The sequence below is a fragment of the Kitasatospora sp. NPDC057500 genome (genome assembly GCF_042802195.1).
Classification (GTDB): Bacteria; Actinomycetota; Actinomycetes; order Streptomycetales; family Streptomycetaceae; genus Kitasatospora.
Genome location: NZ_JBHVER010000009.1, coordinates 1 through 21,092, shown reverse-complemented (window position 1 = coordinate 21,092; position 21,092 = coordinate 1). Strand labels below are relative to the sequence as shown.

At 74.5% G+C, this 21,092-nt stretch carries 1 protein-coding gene; it reads right to left on the bottom strand.

Annotated elements, in window-relative coordinates; all coding sequences use genetic code 11:
• Positions 1-419: 419 nt before the first annotated feature.
• Positions 420-20,999: a type I polyketide synthase gene (locus tag ACFU74_RS03520; protein ID WP_380751098.1), complete on the bottom strand. Its 20,580-nt coding sequence runs from the start codon at positions 20,997-20,999 to the stop codon at positions 420-422.
• Positions 21,000-21,092 lie beyond the last annotated feature (93 nt).

Genomic DNA, 21,092 nt, shown 5'->3' with positions numbered 1-21,092 from the left:
CGCACGACGTCAGGGCACGCACTCGCCCAGTCTTCTGCCGGGAGGTACTCCCACGCCGCGTCGTCGTCGGTCACCGATGACCTCCGGCCTCCGGCCGGGAGGTGCCCCCCACGTCTTTCGCCTGGTCGGCGGCGGCAGGCGCGACGCACGACAGGACCGGGGCGGCAGGCCGTAGGCCGCCGCGCCCGATTGCGCCCGGCCGGCCGTCCGGCATGGCCTCGGCCGCCGGCCGGGGCTGCCGACAGCCGTGAAGTGCCCCACGGCAGCCCGCAGCTGCCCGCAGCAGTCCGCGGGTCGACAGCCACCACCGGCCCGCCGGAAACTGCCCGCGCCCACGGGACGAGGTCGACCGGTCGAGCAGGGGGCAGGATCGGCAGGAGCCTCATGTGTACGGACCCCCGCCGCTCCCCCGTCGGCGCCTACTGGAGGCCGAGGTCGTTGTCGATGAACGCGAACATCTCGTCGTCGCTGGCCTCCGACAGTAGGTCGGCGACCCCGTCCGGGCCGGTCGGCTCCCAGCCCGCCAGCAGCTTCCGCAGCCGGTCGGCGATCTGGTCGCGTACCGCCGGGTCGAGCCCGTCGTCGGCCAGCGAGGCTTCGAAGCGGTCGAGTTCGGCCAGCGCGGGCAGCGGCGGGGCGGCGGCCGGCTCCGCCGGGGCCAGCTGCTCGTACAGGTGCCCGGCCAGGTCGGCGGGCGTCGGGTAGTCGAAGACGGCCGTCGCCGGCAGGCGCAGCCCGGTCGCCGCCGTCAGCCCGTTGCGCAGCTCGACCGCCGTGAGCGAGTCGAAGCCCTGGTCCAGGAAGCCCCGGTCGGGCTCGATCGGGTGGTCGGCCGGGTGGCCCAGCACCGTCGCCATGTGGCCGTGCACCAGGTCCAGCAGCAGTTCGCGCCGGGCCTCGGCGGACAGGCCCGCCAGCCGCTCGGTGACCGGCACCGCCGCGGGCGCGGCGGCGACGGCCCTGGCCGCCGGGCGGCGGACCAGGCCGGCCAGCAGCGGCGGCACGTCCCCGCCCGCCCGTACGGCCGCCAGGTCCAGTCGGATCGGCACCACCGGCGCCGCCGCCGCGAGCACGGCCGCGTCGAACGCCGCCAGCCCCGACCCGGTGTCGAACGGCCGTACCCCGGCCCGGGCCATCCGCTGCCGGTCGGCCTCGTCCAGGTCCCCGGCCATGCCGCCCTCGGCCCACGGCCCCCACGCCAGCGCCTGCCCCGGCAGGCCGAGCGCCCGCCGGTGCTGCGCGAGCGCGTCGAGGAACCCGTTGGCCGCCGCGTAGTTCGCCTGGCCAGGCGTCCCGAAGACCGCCGACGCGGAGGAGAACAGCACGAACGCCGACAGGTCCAGGTCCCGGGTCAGCTCGTGCAGCAGCAGCGCGCCGTCCACCTTGGGCCGAAGCACCCGGGCGAGCCGCTCGGACGTCAGCTGCTCGACGATCCCGTCCGCCAGGACGCCGGCGGTGTGCACGACCGCGCTGAGCGGGTGCTCCGCCGGGATGCCCGCCAGGACCGCGGCCAGCGCGGCCCGGTCGGTCACGTCGGCCGCGGCGAGCGTGACGTGCGCGCCGTCGGCGCGCAGCGCCTCGGCGAGCGCCTCCCCGCCGCCGCTGCGGCTGACCAGCACCAGGCGGCTGACGCCGTGGGTGGCGACCAGGTGCCGCGCCACCGCGCCCGCGAGCGTGCCGGAGCCGCCGGTGATCAGGACCGTGCCGGTGCCGAACGGACCCACCGCCGGGTCGCTCGCCCGCACGGGGGTCGGGTCGGCGGCGCGGGCCAGCCTCGGTGCGAGGAGCGCGCCCCCGCGCACGGCCAGCTGCGGCTCGTCGGCGGCCACCGCCGCCGGCAGCGCCCGCCAGGACGCGGTGTCACCGTCGAGGTCGACCAGCAGGAACCGGTCGGGGTTCTCCTGCTGGGCCGAGCGGAGCAGCCCCCAGACCGCAGCCCCCGCGAGGTCGACGCCGTCGCCCTGCGGCCGGACGGCGTTCCGGGTCAGGACCACCACCCGCGAGTCGCCGGCCAGCGAGCGCTGCACGACCTCCAGCACCCGGCGGACCTCGGCGTGCGTCGCCGCAGCCGCCTCCTCCGCCGGCACCCCGGCGGCGACCCGGCCGCCGGCGGGCACCAGCAGGACCGGGGCGCCGGACGTTCCCGGGGCGTCCGCGGCGTCCTGCGCCGGTACGTCCGGCAGCTCCGGCAGGGGCGCGCCGAGCACCGCCCAGCCCGCCGTCTGCGGGGAGGCCACCGCCACCGCCGGGGCCGGCACCCGTGCCCAGTCGACCGCGAACAGGTCGTTCGCGCCGCCGCCGGCGGCCGGCACCGGCCGCAGCACCAGCGAGCCGACCGACAGGACCGGCTGCCCCACCGCCGTGAACGCGTCCAGCCGGACCGCGTCACCGCCCGACGGGCTGATCCGGACCCGCAGCCGGTCCGCTCCGGTGGCGTGCACCGTGACGTCCGACCAGCTGAACGGCAGCCGGGCTGCCGGATCCGCCGCGTCCGCCACGTCCTCGCCGGTCAGGCTGAGCGCGTGCAGCGCCGCGTCGACCAGCACGGGGTGTGCCCCGAACCGCGACGCCTCGCGCTGCCGCTCCTCGTCGAGGAGCACCTCGGCGAACAGGTCGTCACCGCGCCGCCAGACCGCCCGCAGCGCCTGGAACGCCGGCCCGTACTCCAGGCCGAGGTCGCGCAGACCTGCGTAGAGGCCGTCGAGCGGCACCGGCACGGCGTCGGCCGGCGGCCAGGCGGCCCCGTCCGGCTCCGCCGCCGCGCCGATCGGGGCGAGGGAGCCGGTGGCGTGGTGCCGCCAGCCGCCGCCCTGCTCGTCCCGCGAGTGGATGCGCACGCCCCGGCGGCCCTGCTCGTCCGGGCCGTCCACCGTCACCTGGACCTGGACCGGCGTCCGGTCCGGAACGACGAGCGGCACGTGCAGCGTCAACTCCTCCACGCTGTTGCATCCGACCTGGTGGGCGGCCTGGACCGCGAGCTCCAGCAGCGCCGTGCCGGGCAGCAGCGCCGCCCCGCCGACCACGTGGTCCGCGAGCCAGGGCTGCGCGGCGAGCGAGAGCCGCCCGGTGAGCAGCATCCCGTCGCCGTCGACCAGCGGCACGACCGCACCGAGCAGGGGATGCCCTGCGGAGTCCAGCCCGGCCGCGCTCAGGTCGCCGGCGCCCTGGGACGCCGCGAGCCAGTACCGCCGGCGCTGGAACGCGTACGGCGGCAGGTCCACGGGCCGGACGCCGCGGTGCAGCGCACTCCAGTCGACGGGGGTGCCGTTGACCCACAGGCCTGCGAGGGCGGTGAGGGCGGTGGTGGCCTCGTCGCGCTCCCGGCGCAGCAGGGGCGCTGTGAGGGCGTCGGGCTGCTGGACGAGGGCGGAGAGTACGCCGTCGGGGCCGAGTTCGGCGTAGGTGGTGACGTCGTCGAGTGCGTTGAGCGCGTCGGCGAAGCGGACGGGCTCGCGGACCTGTCGGACCCAGTACTCGGGGTCCGACCACTGGCCGGGCTCGATCGGGCAGCCGGTGACGGATGAGACCGCCGGGACGGTGGGTTCGGTGAACGCCAGCCCGCTGACGACGGTGCGGAATTCGTCCAGCATCGGGTCCATCAGGCGGGAGTGGAAGGCGTGGCTGGTACGCAGCCGCGAAGACTTCCAGCCGCGCTCGGCCGCGACCGCCTCGGCCGCGTCGATGGCGGCCTCGGGGCCCGAGAGCACGACGGACGCCGAGCCGTTGACCGCGGCGAGGTCGAGGTCCGGGAAGGCTTCCAGGGCTTCGGCCTCGGCGGCGCCAACCGCCAGCATCGCGCCACCGGAGGGGAGTTGCTGCATCAGCCGGCCGCGCGCGGTGACCAGCATGGCGGCATCGGCGAGTGGGAGGACGCCCGCGACGTGGGCGGCGGCAATCTCACCGATCGAATGGCCGAGGAGGACGTCGGGTGCGACGCCCCAGTGCGCCAGCAGCGTGTGCAGGGCGACCTCGACAGCGAAGATCGCCGGCTGCGCGTACTCGGTGCGGTGGATCAGCTCCTCGTCCGCCAGCACCACCGCCAACGGCCGATCCAGATGGGCGTCCACGTGCAGGGCCACCTGGTCGAACGCGTCCGCGAACACCGGGAACGCCTCGTACAACCCCCGCCCCATCCCGACCCGCTGCGCCCCCTGCCCCGTGAACAGGAACGCCACCCGGCCAGGCCGTGCCCTGCCCGTCAACCCACCGGCTCCGGACGCCACCGCGTCCAGACCGCCGGTCATTGCGTCTCGGTCGCTCGCGAGCACCACGGCGCGGTGCGTGAGCGCCGAACGCCGCGCGGCTGCCGCGGCGAGCCCGGGGAGGTCGTCGCTCGTCATGTCACGCAACCGCTCGGCCTGAGCACGCAGCGCCTCCGCCGTGTGACCGGCGAGCGGCACCGGCACGAGCGGCAGCGGCGGGGTGCCCGTCGCTGCCTCTGCCTGTTCCAGGGACTCCTCGATGATGACGTGGGCGTTGGTGCCCGAGACGCCGAACGCCGAGACACCCGCACGGCGGGGACGGCCCGACGCCTCCCAGGGCCGCGCCTCGGTCAACAGCTCGACCGCACCGGCAGTCCAGTCGATGTGCGGCGACGGCTCGTCTGCGTGAAGCGTCGCGGGCAGGGTCTCGTGCCGCATCGCGAGAACCATCTTGATGATGCCGGCGACACCCGCAGCCGCCTGCGTGTGGCCGATGTTCGACTTCACCGACCCCAGCCAGAGCGGATCGCCCTCACGCCCCTGCCCATAGGTGGCCAGCAGCGCTTGGGCCTCGATCGGGTCACCCAACGAGGTACCGGTGCCGTGCGCCTCGACCACGTCGACATCCTGCGGATCCAGCCCGGCCTGCGCGAGCGCCGCCCGGATCACCCGCTGCTGCGACGGACCGTTCGGGGCGGTGAGGCCGTTCGACGCACCGTCCTGGTTCACCGCCGTTCCCCGCACCACGCCGAGCACCCGACGACCCGCCGCCCGAGCCGACGACAGCCGCTCGACCAGCAGCATGCCCGCACCCTCGGACCAGCCGGTGCCGTCGGCACCCGCGCCGAACGACTTGCACCGGCCATCGGCCGCGAGCCCCCGCTGACGCGAGAACTCCACGAACACATCCGCGTTCGGCATCACGGTGACGCCGCCAACGAGCGCCATCGAGCACTCGCCGCCACGCAGCGCCTGCGCCGCCAGGTGCAGCGCCACCAGCGAGGACGAGCAGGCGGTGTCGACCGTGACCGCCGGGCCCTCCAGCCCGAAGGTGTACGAGATCCGCCCCGACATCACCGACGACGCCGTCCCTGTCAGCAGATGCCCTTCCAGCCCGTCCCCCGGCTCGCCCGCCCCGGTGCCGTAGCCCATGAACGAAGCACCCACGAAAACGCCCACAGGCTCGCCCCGCAGACCCAGCGGATCAGCCCCCGCAGCTTCCAGCGCCTCCCACGACGTCTCCAGCAGCAACCGCTGCTGCGGATCCATCGCCAACGCCTCACGCGGCGAGATCCCGAACAGACCCGCATCGAACTCACCAGCGCCGTAAAGGAATCCACCGTGCCGGGTGTAAGAGGTACCCACGTGCTCCGGATCCGGGTGGTAGAGCCCCTCCAGATCCCAGCCGCGATCCGACGGGAACCCGCCGATCCCGTCCCGGCCGGAGGCCACCAACTCCCAGAAGGACTCCGGAGTTTCCACCCCACCGGGAAGTCGAAGGCCCATCCCGACGATCACGATCGGGTCGTCGGCGGCCACGGTCGTGACTTCGACCGCCGCCACGGGGGTCGCGATCTCGCCGCCGACCTCGGTCAGGACGAACTCGGCCAGCCGCTCGGCGCTCGGGTGATCGAAGGCCAGCGTCGCGGGCAGGGCGAGTCCGGTTGCCGTGCGGAGGCGGTTGCGCAGCTCGACCGCCGTCAGCGAGTCGAAGCCCAACTCCTTGAACGCACGCGACGGTTCGATCTCATCGGCCGACGTGTGACCGAGGGCAGCCGCCACCTCAGCCCGCACCAGGGCCAGCACCACGCGCCGGCGCTCAGCCGACGACAGCGCCGCCAGCCGCGCGGACAGGCCCGTCCCCTCCGACACCACAACCGCCTCACCCGGGGCCAACCGAGCAAACAGCGGCCGCTCCCGCACAGCGCTGAACAGCGGCAGGAACTCCCCCCACCGCACATCCGCCACCACCACCAGACCCTCGTCCGACCCGACCACCGACGCCAGCGCCGCCATCGCGCGCGCCGGCTCCATCGGACTCAGCCCACGACGACGCAACTGCTCAGCCGTCCCACCATCCGAGGCCATTCCGACCTCGGCCCACGGGCCCCACGCCACCGCCGTCCCCGGCAGACCCCGCGCCCGACGACGCGCCACCAACCCGTCCAGCGCCGCGTTCGCCGCACCGTACGCCGCCTGCCCACCACTGCCCCAGACACCCGAGATCGACGAGAACACCACAAACGCGTCCACCTCGCCCACCAGCTCGTCCAGATGCAACGCACCGTCGACCTTGCCCCGGATCACCCGGTCCAGATGCGCGGCATCGGCATCCACCAGCGACACGTCCTCGGCCACACCCGCCGCATGCACCACCGCATCAACCGGACCAACCACCGCCAACAACGCCTCGACCGCCGACCGGTCCGCCAGATCACACGCATGCACCTCGGCGTTCGGCAACTCCGCCACCAACTCCGCAGCCCCCGGCGCCCCAAGCCCACGCCGCGACACCAACACCAACCGCTCCGCACCGGCCCCCGCCGCCCACCGGGCGACCTCCGCACCGAGCCCGCCCGTGCCACCCGCGACCAGCACCGTCCCACGCGGACGCCAGACCGTGCCCGAAGCCGCCGGCGCCTGCACCAGACGCCGCACCAACACCCCACCACTGCGTACCGCGACCTGATCCTCCGCACCCAGCGCACCGCCCAGGACAGCAGCGATCCGGCCCTCCGCCCGGTGATCCAACACCTCCGGCAGATCCAGCAGACCACCCCACAACTCCGGATGCTCCAGACCCACCGCACGGCCGAAGCCCCACAACTGCGCCTGGCCCACATCCACCGCACTGTCCGCACGCCCGGTCGCCACCGCACCCCGAGTGACGAACCACAGCGGCACCGTGGAGCCGGCCTCCGCCATTGCTCGGACCAACGCCAGCGCGTCCTCGACCGACGCCGGGGCAGCCAAAACGCCGGCAGCGTCGAGGCCCCGCAGGTCTGCGCCCGCCGGAACCGCGACGACGGTCGCGCCGTGCCGCTCCAGCGCTGCGGCGAGCGGCACTTCGCCGACCAGTACCCAGGTGCCGGAGAGCGCCACCGCGCCGGGCTCGGACTGCGGCTCCCACGTGACGTGGTAGCGCCAGCCGTCCAGCGTCGAACGCTCCCTGCCCTGCGCCCGCCAGTCGGCAAGTGCCGGAACCACGCCTTCGAGGGCGGTTTCCGCGATGCCGAGCTGCGTGGCGAGGCCCGACAGGTCGCCCTGCTCGATCCGGTCCCAGAAGCCCGCCTCAACCACATCGGCCGCCTGGGTCCTGAACTCCAGCCAGTAGCGCTGCCGTTGGAAGGCGTAGGTCGGCAGTTCGGCGGGCTGGACTCCGGTGAAGAGCCGGGACCAGTCGACGGGGGTGCCGTTGACGTGCAGGGTGGCGAGGGCGGTGAGGGCGGTGGTGGCCTCGTCGCGGTCGCGGCGCAGCAGGGGCGCTGTGAGGGCTTCGGGCTGCTGGACGAGGGCGGAGAGTACGCCGTCGGGGCCCAGCTCCACGTACCGGGTGACGCCGTCCAGCGCCGCGAGCGCGTCGGCGAAGCGCACCGGCTCGCGAACCTGCCGCACCCAGTACTCGGGGTCCGACCACTGGCCGGGCTCGACCGGGCGGCCGGTCACCGAGGAGACGACCGGCACCGACGACTCGGCGAACGTCAACCCGGCGACGACGGTGCGGAATTCGTCCAGCATCGGGTCCATCAGGCGGGAGTGGAAGGCGTGACTGGTGCGCAGCCGAGAAGACTTCCAGCCGCGCTCGGCCGCGACCGTCTCTGCTGCGTCGATGGCGGCCTCGGGGCCCGAGAGCACGACGGACGCCGAGCCGTTGACCGCGGCGAGGTCGAGGTCGGGGATGGCTTCCAGGGCTTCGGCCTCAGACGCACCCACAGCCAGCATCGCCCCGCCGACGGGCAGTGCCTGCATCAGCCGGCCGCGCGCGGTGACCAGGGCAGCGGCATCGGCCAGCGAGAGGACGCCCGCGACGTGGGCGGCGGCGATCTCACCGATCGAGTGGCCGAGGAGGACGTCGGGTGCGACGCCCCAGTGGGACAGCAGCGTGTGCAGGGCGACCTCGACGGCGAAGATCGCCGGTTGCGCGTAGCCGGTGCGGTGGATCAGCTCCTCGTCCGCCAGCACCACCGCCAACGGCCGGTCCAGATGGGCGTCCAGGTGCAGGGCAACCTGGTCGAACGCGTCCGCGAAGACCGGGAACGCCTCGTAGAGGCCGCAGCCCATCCCGACCCGCTGCGCACCCTGCCCCGTGAACAGGAACGCCACCCGGCCAGGCCGTGCCCTGCCCGTCAACCCACCGGCTCCGGACGCCACCGCGTCCAGACCGCCGACCAGCGCACCCCGGTCACCCGCCAGCACCACCGCCCGGTGCGCCAGCCCGGCACGCCGAACCGACGCGGCACCCAACGCCCGCAACTCCTCACCGGCCACGCCCCGCAACCGCTCCGCCTGAGCCCGCAACGCCTCCGACGTGTCACCGGACAACAGCACCGGCACCAAGGGGAGTTCCACCACCGAACCGACGGACGCTTCCGCAGTCGGCGGCTCCTCGATGATCACGTGCGCATTGGTGCCCGAGACCCCGAACGCCGACACACCCGCACGGCGGGGACGGCCGACGGCCTCCCACGAACGCGCCTCCGTCAGCAACTCCACCGCACCCGCCGACCAGTCCACGTGCGGCGACGGCTCGTCTGCGTGAAGCGTCGCGGGCAGGGTCTCGTGCCGCATCGCGAGAACCATCTTGATGATCCCCGCCACACCCGCAGCCGCCTGCGTGTGGCCGATGTTGGACTTCACCGACCCCAGCCACAACGGCTCACCGTCACGGTCCTGCCCATAGGTGGCCAGCAGCGCTTGAGCCTCGATCGGATCACCCAGCGACGTACCCGTCCCGTGCGCCTCCACCACATCGACGTCCCGCGGATCCAACCCCGCCTGCGCCAGCGCCGCCCGAATCACCCGCTGCTGCGACGGACCGTTCGGCGCCGTCAGACCGTTCGACGCACCATCCTGGTTCACCGCCGTACCCCGCACCACACCCAGCACCCGACGACCCGCCGCCCGAGCAGCGGACAGCCGCTCGACCAGCAGCATGCCCGCACCCTCGGACCACCCCGTCCCGTCCGCACCCGCACCGAACGACTTGCACCGGCCATCGGCCGCGAGCCCCCGCTGACGCGAGAACTCCACGAAGATGTCGGGGGTCGGCATCACCGTGACACCGCCGACCAGCGCCATCGAGCACTCCCCCGCCCGCAGCGCCTGCGCCGCCAGATGCAGCGCCACCAGAGACGACGAACACGCCGTGTCAACGGTGACCGCCGGACCCTCCAGCCCGAACGAATACGAGATCCGCCCCGACATCACCGACGACGCCGTCCCCGTCAGCAGATGACCCTCCAACCCCTCCCCTGGCTCGCCCGCCCCGGTGCCGTATCCCATGAACGCGGCGCCCACGAACACGCCCACCGGGCGTCCCGCCAGTTCCGCCCTCGGGTCCACGCCGGCCCGCTCGAAGGCTTCCCAGGACGTCTCCAGCAGCAACCGCTGCTGCGGATCCATCGCCAACGCCTCACGCGGCGAGATGCCGAACAGCGCGGCGTCGAAGTCGCCCGCCCCGGCCAGGAATCCGGCCTCGCGGGCGTAGTACGTGCCGGGGTGGTCCGGGTCCGGGTGGTAAAGGCCCGCCAGGTCCCAGCCTCGGTCGGTCGGGAAGGCGCCGATGCCCTCGCCGCCGGCCGCCAGCAGGTCCCAGTACCGCTCGGGCGAGTCCACCCCGCCCGGCAACCGCAGACCCATCCCCACGATCACGACCGGATCGTCGTCCACCGAGGAGACCGGCAGGAGCGGGTTCACCGAGCCCGGCTCCGTACCGACAGCGACCAACCCCAGCAGGTGATCGGCCAGCCGCTCGGCGCTCGGGTGATCGAAGGCCAGCGTCGCGGGCAGGGCGAGTCCGGTTGCCGCGCGGAGGCGGTTGCGCAGCTCGACCGCCGTGAGCGAGTCGAAGCCCAACTCCTTGAACGCACGCGACGGTTCGATCTCATCGGCCGACGTGTGACCGAGGGCGGCCGCCACCTCCGCCCGCAGCACGTCCAGCACCGCGCGCCGACGCTCGGTGGGCGACAGACCCGCCATCCGCGCTGCCAGACCCGATTCCGCCTCCGGCACGACGACCGACGCGACCGCCTCCGGCAGGTCCGCCAGCAGCGGCCGCTCACGGGCCGCCGTGAACAGCGGCAGGAACTCCGCCCACCGCACATCCGCCACCGTCACCGACTCGTCCCCGGAGCCGACGGCCGAGGCCAGCGCGGCCACCGCGAGCCGGGGCTCCATCGGGTTCAATCCGCGACGGCGCAACTGATCGGCGGACTCGTCGTCGGCGGCCATGCCGACCTCGGCCCACGGTCCCCAGGCGATCGCCGTCCCCGGCAGACCCCGCGCCCGGCGCCGCGCCACCAGCGCGTCCAGGGCCGCGTTCGCCGCACCGTACGCCGCCTGCTCGCCACTGCCCCAGACACCCGAGATCGAGGAGAACACCACGAACGCGTCCACCTCGCCGACCAGCTCGTCCAGGTGCAGCGCCCCCAGGACCTTGCCGTCGACGACCCTGCGGACGTGGCCCTCGTCTGCCTCCGCCAGGAACCGGTGCTCGCTGACGCCCGCCGCGTGCACGACGGCGTCGACCTGGCCGACCGCGCCCAGCAGCGCCGCGACGGCCTCGCGGTCCGCCAGGTCGCAGGCGTGCGCCTCCGCACCGGGGAGTTCGGCGAGCAGCGCGTCCGCACCCGGCGCCTCGACACCGCGCCTCGACACCAGGACCAGCCGCTCCGCGCCGTTCCCGGCAGCCCACCGGGCGACCTGCGCCCCCAGCCCACCGGTGCCGCCGGCGATCAGCACCGTGCCGCGCGGCCGCCAGGCCGTACCCGACGCCGCCGGAGCATGCACCAAGCGCCGCACCAGCACACCGCCGCCACGCACCGCGACCTGGTCCTCCGCACCCAGCCCGCCACCCAGGACGGCGGCGATCCGAGCTGCCGCCCGACGATCCAGGTCGGCGGGCAGGTCCAGCAGGCCACCCCAGAACTCCGGGTGCTCCAGGCCCACCGCGCGGCCCAGGCCCCAGACCTGCGCCTGCTCCACGTCGACCGTGCCGTCCGCCCGCCCGGTCGCCACCGCGCCCCGGGTGACGAACCAGAGCGGCGCCGACGCCCCGGCGTCCAGGCAGGCCTGGACCACCGCGAGCGAGTCGAGCAGCGGCGCGCACCCCAGGGCTGCGAAGCTCACCACACCGGCAATCGGGCCGTCCAGGGCCCGCAGGCTCTCGGCCAGCACGGACCGCACGTCCGACTCGACCACCAGGACGCGCGCGCCCTGGCCGGCCAGCGCCTCGGCCAGCCCCACGGGGTCGGCGCCGACCAGCACCCAGGTGCCCGTCGTCGGCGCCGCCGGCCCCGGCTCGGACACGGGCTGCCAGGTGACGCGGTAGCGCCAGCCGTCGATCAGTGACCGCTCCTGGCCGCGCGCCCGCCAGGACGTCAGCGCGGGCAGCACGCTCGCCAGCGGGGAGAACGGGTCGACGCCCAACTCGGTAGCGAGCGCGCCGAGATCACCCCGGTCGACCGTGGCCCAGAACCCGGCCTCGGCCGGGTCGGCGGCGGAGGCGACCGCCGGGCGGGTCTCCAGCCAGTAGCGCTGCCGTTGGAAGGCGTAGGTCGGCAGTTCGGCGGGCTGGACGCCGGCGAACAGCGGGGACCAGTCGACGGGGGTGCCGTTGACGTGCAGGGTGGCGAGGGCGGTGAGGGCGGTGGTGGCCTCGTCGCGATCGCGGCGCAGCAGCGGCGCCGTGACAGCTTCGGGCTGCTGGACCAAAGCGGACAGCACACCGTCCGGGCCCAGCTCGACGAAGCGGGCGACACCCTCCAGCGCTTCCAGCGCCGCCGAGAACCGAACCGGCTCCCGGACCTGCCGCACCCAGTACTCCGGGTCCGACCAGTGGCCGGGCTCGACCGGGCGGGCGGTCACCGAGGAGACGACCGGCACCGACGGGTCGGCGAAAGCCAACCCGGCGACGACAGTGCGGAATTCGTCCAGCATTGGGTCCATCAGGCGGGAGTGGAAGGCGTGGCTGGTGCGCAGCCGCGAAGACTTCCAGCCGCGCTCAGCCGCGACCGCCTCGGCCGCGTCGATGGCGGCCTCGGGGCCCGAGAGCACGACGGACGCCGAGCCGTTGACCGCGGCGAGGTCGAGGTCCGGGAAGGCTTCCAGGGCTTCGGCCTCGGCGGCGCCAACCGCCAGCATCGCGCCACCGGAGGGGAGTTGCTGCATGATTCGGCCGCGCGCGGTGACCAGCATGGCGGCATCGGCCAGCGACAGGACGCCCGCGACGTGGGCGGCGGCGATCTCACCGATCGAGTGGCCGAGGAGGACGTCGGGTGCGACACCCCAGTGCGCCAGCAGCGTGTGCAGGGCGACCTCGACAGCGAAGATCGCCGGCTGCGCGTACTCGGTGCGGTGGATCAGCTCCTCGTCCGCCAGCACCACCGCCAACGGCCGATCCAGATGGGCGTCCAGATGCAGGGCCACCTGGTCGAACGCGTCCGCGAACACCGGGAACGCCTCGTACAGCCCACGGCCCATCCCGACCCGCTGCGCCCCCTGCCCCGTGAACAGGAACGCCACCCGGCCGGGCCTGGCCGTGCCCGTCAACCCACCGGCTCCGGACGCCACCGCGTCCAGACCGCCGGTCAGTGCGTCTCGGTCGCTCGCCAGCACCACCGCCCGGTGCGCCAGCCCGGCACGCCGAACCGACGCGGCACCCAACGCCCGCAGCTCCTCACCGGCCACACCCCGCAACCGCTCCGCCTGCGCCCGCAGCGCCTCCGGCGTGTCACCGGACAACAGCACGGGCACCAGCGGGAGTTCCACCACCGACTTGACAGACGCTTCCGCAGTCGGCGGCTCCTCGATGATGACGTGCGCATTGGTGCCCGAGACCCCGAACGCCGAGACACCCGCGCGGCGCGGACGGCCGACGGCCTCCCACGAACGCGCCTCGGTCAACAGCTCGACCGCACCAACAGTCCAGTCGATGTGCGGCGACGGCTCGTCGGCGTGCAGCGTCGCGGGCAGGATCTCGTGCCGCATCGCGAGCAGCACCTTGATGATCCCCGCCACACCCGCAGCCGCCTGCGTGTGCCCGATGTTCGACTTCACCGACCCCAGCCACAACGGCTCACCGGAGCGGTCACGCCCGTACGTCGCCAACAGCGCCTGCGCCTCGATCGGATCACCCAGCGACGTACCCGTCCCGTGTGCCTCCACCGCATCCACCTCGGACGCCGACAGCCCGGCCTGCGCCAGCGCCGCCCGAATCACCCGCTGCTGCGACGGACCGTTCGGCGCCGTCAGACCATTCGACGCACCGTCCTGGTTCACCGCCGTTCCCCGGACCACGCCGAGCACCCGACGACCCGCCGCCCGAGCCGACGACAGCCGCTCGACCAGCAGCATGCCCGCGCCCTCGGACCACCCCGTCCCGTCCGCACCCGCACCGAACGACTTGCACCGGCCATCGGCCGCGAGCCCCCGCTGACGCGAGAACTCCACGAAGATGTCGGGGGTCGGCATCACCGTGACACCGCCCACCAGCGCCATCGAGCACTCCCCCGCCCGCAGCGCCTGCGCCGCCAGATGCAGCGCCACCAGCGACGACGAACACGCCGTGTCAACGGTGACCGCCGGACCCTCCAGCCCGAACGAATACGAGATCCGCCCCGACATCACCGAGGAGGCGGTCCCCGTCAGCAGATGACCCTCGACACCGTCCCCGGCCTCCACCGGACCAGCGCCATACCCCATCACCGACGCACCCACGAACACGCCCACCGGCTCACCCCGCAGACCCAGCGGATCAGCCCCCGCCGACTCCAACGCCTCCCACGACGTCTCCAGCAGCAACCGCTGCTGCGGATCCATCGCCAACGCCTCACGCGGCGAGATCCCGAACAGACCCGCATCGAACTCACCAGCGCCGTAAAGGAACCCACCGTGCCGCGTGTAAGAGGTACCCACGTGCTCCGGATCCGGGTGGTAGAGCGCGTCCAGGTCCCAGCCGCGATCCGACGGGAACCCGCCGATCCCGTCCCCACCCGACGCGACCAACTCCCAGAAGGATTCCGGGGTCTCCACCCCACCCGGCAACCGCAGACCCATCCCCACGATCACGATCGGATCCTCGGCGACGGGCGCGACGGCCTCGGCAACGGTCGCGTCCGAGACGAAGGTGCCCTGCGCGAAGCGCCCCAGCACGAAGGCGGCGAGCCGCTCCGCGTCCGGGTAGTCGAAGACCAGCGTCGCGGGCAGCACCAGCCCGGTCGCCGCCTGCAGACGGTTGCGCAGCTCGACCGCCGTCAGCGAGTCGAAGCCCAACTCCTTGAACGCACGCGATGGTTCGACCGAGTTCACCGATGCGTGGCCGAGCGCCCGGGCCACCTCGGAGCGCACCAGATCCAGCACCACCCGCCGGCGCTCACCCGACGGCAGACCCCCCAACCGCGCCGCCAGACCCGAGCCGCCCTCCGAAGCGACCGCCGCCTCAACGGCCTCCGGAAGGTCCGCCAGCAGCGGCCGCTCACGGGCCGCCGTGAACAGCGGCAGGAACTCCGCCCACCGCACATCCGCCACCGTCACCAGGTCATCCCCGGCACCCACCGCCGACGCCAAAGCGGCCACCGCGAGCCGGGGTTCCACGCCGACCAGCCCCTGCCGGCGCAGCGCGGTCGCCGCCTCGGCACCGGCGGCCATGCCGACGCTCGCCCACGGTCCCCAGGCGACCGAGGTTCCGGGGAGCCCGGCCGCACGGCGGCGCAGCACGAGGGCGTCGAGAGCGGTGTTGGCCGCCCCGTACGCGGCCTGCCGACTGCTGCCCCAGGTCGCCGAGATGGACGAGAAGACCACGAACGCGTCGACCTCGCCGACCAGTTCGTCCAGGTGCAGGGCGCCGTCGACCTTGCCCCGGATCACCCGATCCAGATGGGCCCGGTCCGCTTCGACCAGTGGCACGTCCTCGGCCACACCCGCCGCGTGCACCACCGCGTCCACGCCACCGACAACCGCCAGCAGCGCCTCGACGGCCGACCGGTCGGCCAGGTCGCACGCGTGCACCTCGGCGTTCGGCAACTCCGCCGCCAACTCCGCAGCCCCCGGCGCCCCAAGCCCACGCCGCGACACCAGCACCAACCGCTCCGCACCGGCCCCCGCCGCCCACCGGGCGACCTCCGCGCCCAGCCCACCGGTGCCGCCGGTGATCAGCACCGTGCCGCGCGGTCGCCAGGCCGTGCCCGACGCCGCCGGCGCGTGCGCCAAGCGCCGCACCAGCACACCGCCGCTCCGTATGGCGACCTGATCCTCCGCGCCCAGCACGCCGGACAGCACCGCCCCGAGGCGGCCGGCGGCCCGGCTGTCCACCGCGGCGGGGAGGTCGAGCAGGCCGCCCCAGAAGTCCGGGTGTTCCAAGCCCACCGCGCGGCCGAAGCCCCACAGTTGCGCCTGGTCGACGTCCACTGCGCCGTCCGCCCGGCCGGTCGCCACCGCACGCCGGGTCACGACCCACAGCGGTGCCCGGCACCCGGCGTCGGCCAGGGCCTGGACGAGCGCCAGCGCCTCCCCGACCGAACCGGGAGCCGTGACCACACCCGAAGCCGCCCGGTCCGCCAGCAGGTCCGCGAGCTCGCCGCGCGACCCGGTGGGCAGCGGCGTGACGTCGGCGCCCAGGCCGGCGAGCAGCTCACCGAGGCCGAAGCGGTCGTCACCGACGAGCAGCCACGTTCCGCTGAGCCGCCCGCGGTCGGTGAGAGCGGCCGGGGTCCAGCTGTCGCGGTAGCGCCAGCCGTCGATCAACGACCGCTCACGGCCGCGCGCCCGCCAGGCGGCCAGCGCCGGGAGCAGGTCCGCCAGCACGGCGCTGTCCACCCCGAGCCGGTCGGCGAGGATGTCGGCGTCGCCGTCCTCGACCACCGCCCAGAAGCCGTCGTCGTCGTGGTCGACGCGCGGGCGGAACCCCTTCTCGGGCCAGAACCGCTCACGTTGGAAGGCGTACGTGGGCAGTCCGGCGAGGGGGACGCGGCCGAACAGCGAGCGCCAGTCCACCGGGACGCCGTCGACGTACAGGGTCGCGAGCGCGGTGAGGGCGGTGGTGACCTCGTCGCGCTCCCGGCGCAGCAGCGGCGCCGTCACGGCGTCGGGCTGCTGGACGAGGGCGGACAGCACACCGTCCGGGCCCAGCTCGACGAAGCGGGTGACACCGTCCAACGCCGCCAGCGCGTCGGCGAACCGGACGGGCTCGCGAACCTGCCGCACCCAGTACTCCGGGTCCGACCACTGCCCCGGCTCCACCGGGCGGCCGGTGACGGTCGAGACCACCGGGAGCTTCGGCGCGGCGAACTCCAACCCGCCGACCACGAACCGGAACTGGTCCAGCATCGGGTCCATCAGGCGGGAGTGGAAAGCATGGCTGGTCCGCAGCCGCGAGGCCTTCCACCCCCGCTCGGCCGCCACCGCAGCAGCCGCCTCGATCTCCTCCACCGGGCCCGAAACCACCACCGACGCCGGACCGTTGACCGCCGCGAGATCGAGGTCCGGGAACGCTTCGCGAACCTCGCCCTCCGAGGCCCCGACCGCCAGCATCGCACCGCCGGACGGCAGCGCCTGCATCAGCCGCCCGCGCGCAGTCACCAGCACAGCAGCATCCGCCAACGACAGCACACCCGCCACATGCGCAGCCGCGATCTCACCGATCGAGTGACCCACCAGCACGTCAGCCTCAACGCCCCAGGACCGGAGCAGCGCGTACGACGCCACCTCCACCGCGAACAGCGCCGGCTGCGCGTACTCGGTGCGGTGGATCAACTCCTCGTCCGCCAGCACCACCGCCAACGGCCGCTCCAGATACGCGTCCACCTGCAACGCCACCGCATCGAACGCATCCGCGAACACCGGGAACGCCTCGTACAACCCCCGACCCATCCCCACCCGCTGAGCCCCCTGCCCCGTGAACAGGAACGCCACCCGGCCGGGCCGTGCCCTGCCCGTCAACCCACCGGCTCCGGACGCGAGAGCATCCAGACCGCCGACCAGCGCGCCCCGGTCACCCGCCAGCACCACCGCCCGGTGCGCCAGCCCGGCACGCCGAACCGACGCGGCACCGAACGCCCGTACATCCTCACCGGCCGCATCCCGCAGCCGCTCCGCCTGCGCGCGCAACGCCTCCGGCGTCCGGCCGGACAACAGCACCGGCACCAGCGGAAGTTCCACAGCGGCCACGTCGGGAGCCGAGATCACCGGAGCCTCTTCCAGGATCACGTGCGCATTGGTCCCGCTGATCCCGAACGAGGACACGCCCGCCCGGCGCGGACGCCCGCCCGCCGGCCACGGCCGCGCCTGCGCCAGCAGCTCCACCGCACCCGCCGACCAGTCGACGTGCGGCGACGGCTCGTCTGCGTGCAGCGTCGCGGGCAGGGTCTCGTGCCGCATCGCGAGAACCATCTTGATGATCCCCGCAACACCCGCAGCCGCCTGCGTGTGCCCGATGTTCGACTTCACCGACCCCAGCCACAACGGCTCACCGGAGCGCTCGCGCCCGTACGTCGCCAACAGCGCTTCCGCCTCGATCGGGTCACCCAGCGACGTCCCCGTCCCGTGCGCCTCGACCACGTCGACGTCCTGCGGATCCAGCCCGGCCTGCGCCAGCGCCGCCCGGATCACCCGCTGCTGCGACGGACCGTTCGGCGCCGTCAGACCATTCGACGCACCATCCTGGTTCACCGCCGTACCCCGCACCACCGCCAACACCCGACGACCCGCCGCCCGGGCAGTGGAGAGCCGCTCCACCACGAAGACGCCCGCTCCCTCGCCCCAGGCGGTGCCGTCGGCGTCCGCGCCGAACGACTTGCACCGGCCGTCGGCCGCCAGGCCGCGCTGGCGCGAGAAGTCGACGAACGCGGTCGGGGTCGCCATCACAGTGGCGCCGCCGACCAGGGCCATCGAGCACTCGCCGCCACGCAGCGCCTGCGCCGCCAGGTGCAGCGCCACCAGCGAGGACGAGCACGCCGTGTCGACCGTCACCGCCGGACCCTCCAGCCCGAAGGTGTACGAGACGCGGCCCGAGAGCACGCTCGCCGCGTTGCCGGTGCCGATGTGGCCCGCCGAGTCGGCGACGCCCTCCGGCCCCTCGTCCAGCAGCGCCACGTAGTCCTGGCCGTTGGTGCCGGCGAACACGCCGACCTGCTCGCCGCGCAGCGACAGCGGGTCGATGCCCGCGTGCTCGAACGCCTCCCAGGAGGTCTCCAGCAGCAGCCGCTGCTGCGGGTCCATCGCCAGCGCCTCGCGCGGCGAGATGCCGAACAGGCCCGCGTCGAACTCACCCGCGCCCGTTACGAAGCCGCCGGTGCGCGTGTACGTGGTGCCGGGGTGTTCCGGGTCCGGGTGGTAGAGCGCCTCCAGGTCCCAGCCTCGGTCCGTCGGGAACCCGCCCATCGCGTCGGTGCCGGAGGCCAGCAGGTCCCAGAGCTGCTCGGGGCTGTCGGCCCCGCCGGGGAAGCGGCAGGCCAGTCCGGTGATCACGACCGGGTCGTCGGCGATACCGGGGGCCGGGCGGGTCGGGGCCGCGGGCCCTGCCTCGGCCGGGGTGCCGACCAGCCGCCGCAGCAGGAAGTCGGCCAGCCGCTCGGCGTCCGGGTAGTCGAAGACCAGCGCGGCCGGCAGGGTGACGCCGGTCGCGGCGGCCAGCCGGTTCCGGAGCTCCATCGCGGTCAGCGAGTCGAAGCCCAGCTCCTGGAACGAGCGGTCGGACGCCACCGCGTCCGCCGAGCCGTGCCCGAGGACGATCGCGGCCTGCTCGCGCACCTCGGCCAGCACCGTCCGGCGCGCCTCGGCGGGCGGGAGGTCGGCCAGCCGCACGGCGAGCGGCAGTCGGCCGGTGACGGTCACTTCGCGGGCCGGTGTGCGCGCCTCGGGCAGATCGGCGAGGACGGAGGCGGGCCGGAGCGCGCCGAGTTCGGCGGCGAACCGGTCCCAGCGCACGTCCGCGACGACGACCGCCGACTCGCCGCTGCCGACGGCGGCGGCCATCGCGGCGAGAGCGGCGGCGGGGCGCAGCAGCGAGAGGCCGGTGCGGCGGAACTGCGCCGAGCTCCCGTGGTCGGCCATCATGCCCGCCTCGGCCCATGGGCCCCAGGCGATCGAGGTCGCGGGCAGTGCCAGGGCGGCGCGGTGCTCGGCGAGCGCGTCGAGGGCGGCGTTGGCGGCGGCGTAGTTGGCCTGGCCGGGATTGCCGAAGACACCGGCGGTCGAGGAGAACAGCACGAACGCCGAGACCGGACGGTGCTCCGTCAGCTCGTGGAGCTGCCAGGCGGCGCCGGACTTGGCCGCGAGCACCGTGTCGAGCCGGGCCGGGTCGAGGCCGGCCACCACGCCGTCGTCCAGTACTCCGGCGGCGTGCACGATCGCCAGGTCCGGTTCGTCGTCGAACTCCCGGACCAGCGCCGCGACCGCGTCGCGGTCGGTCAGGTCGCAGGCGCGTGCCTCGACGGTGCCGAACTCCGCCGCCAGTTCGCGGACGCCGTCCGCCTCGGGGCCGCGGCGGCCGACGAGCACGACGCGGCGGGCGCCCTGCTCCGCGGCCCACCGGGCGACCTGCCGGCCGAGGCCGCCGGTGCCCCCGGTGACCAGGACCGTCCCGGTCGGCTCCCAGCTCGCGCCGGGCCGCCGGGGCGCCGGGGTCAGACGCCGGACCAGCAGTCCGGTGGAGCGGACGCAGATCTCGGCCTCGTCGCCGAGCCTGCCTGCCAGTACGGCGGCCAGCCGGGCGGCGGTGCGGGCGTCCGGTCGAGCGGGGAGGTCGATCAGCCCGCCCCAGCGGTCGGGGTGCTCCAGGGCGAGGACCCGGCCGAAGCCCCAGGTCTCCGCCCCGCGCGGGTCGGCCGCCGGGTCGGCGGTGCCCGTCGTGACGGCGCCGCGGGTCAGCAGCCACAGCGGCGCCGTGATCCCGGCGTCGCCGAGCGCCTGGACGACCGCGAGGGTCTCGGTGAGCGGGCCGGCCGGCGCGAGCACGCCGGCGAGCGGCGTTTCCAACGTCCGCACACGGGCAACGAGTTCGGCCCGGGTCGCCCCCGGGTCGCTGGTGCCGATCGGGGTGTCCGCCGTCGGCAGCCGCCGTACGGTCGCGCCGTGACCGGTCAGGGCCTCGGCGAGGGTGTCGGTGTCCTCGCCGTCGGGCCCGAGCAGCAGCCAGGCGCCGTCGATCCGGGCCGGGCCCGGATCGGCGATCGGTCGCCAGACGGCCCGGTATCGCCAGCCGTCGATCAGCGACCGCTCCTGGCCGCGCGCCCGCCAGGTCGACAGCGCGGGCAGCACGGTGGCCGCGGCATCGACGTCGATGCCCAGCTCGGCGGCGAACGCGGGCAGGTCGCCGCGCTCGACGACGCTCCAGAAGCCGCCCTCGGCGGGCTCCGTGACGCCCGCGGAGGTCACCGACCGGAGCCAGTAGCGCTGCCGTTGGAAGGCGTAGGTCGGCAGTTCGGCGGGCTGGACGCCGGTGAAGAGCGGGGACCAGTCGACGGGGGTGCCGTTGACGTGCAGGGTGGCGAGGGCGGTGAGGGCGGTGGTGGCCTCGTCGCGCTCCCGGCGCAGCAGGGGCGCTGTGACGGCGTCGGGCTGCTGGACGAGGGCGGAGAGCACGCCGTCGGGGCCGAGCTCGACGTAGGTGGTGACGTCGTCGAGTGCGTTGAGCGCGTCGGCGAAGCGGACGGGCTCGCGGACCTGTCGGACCCA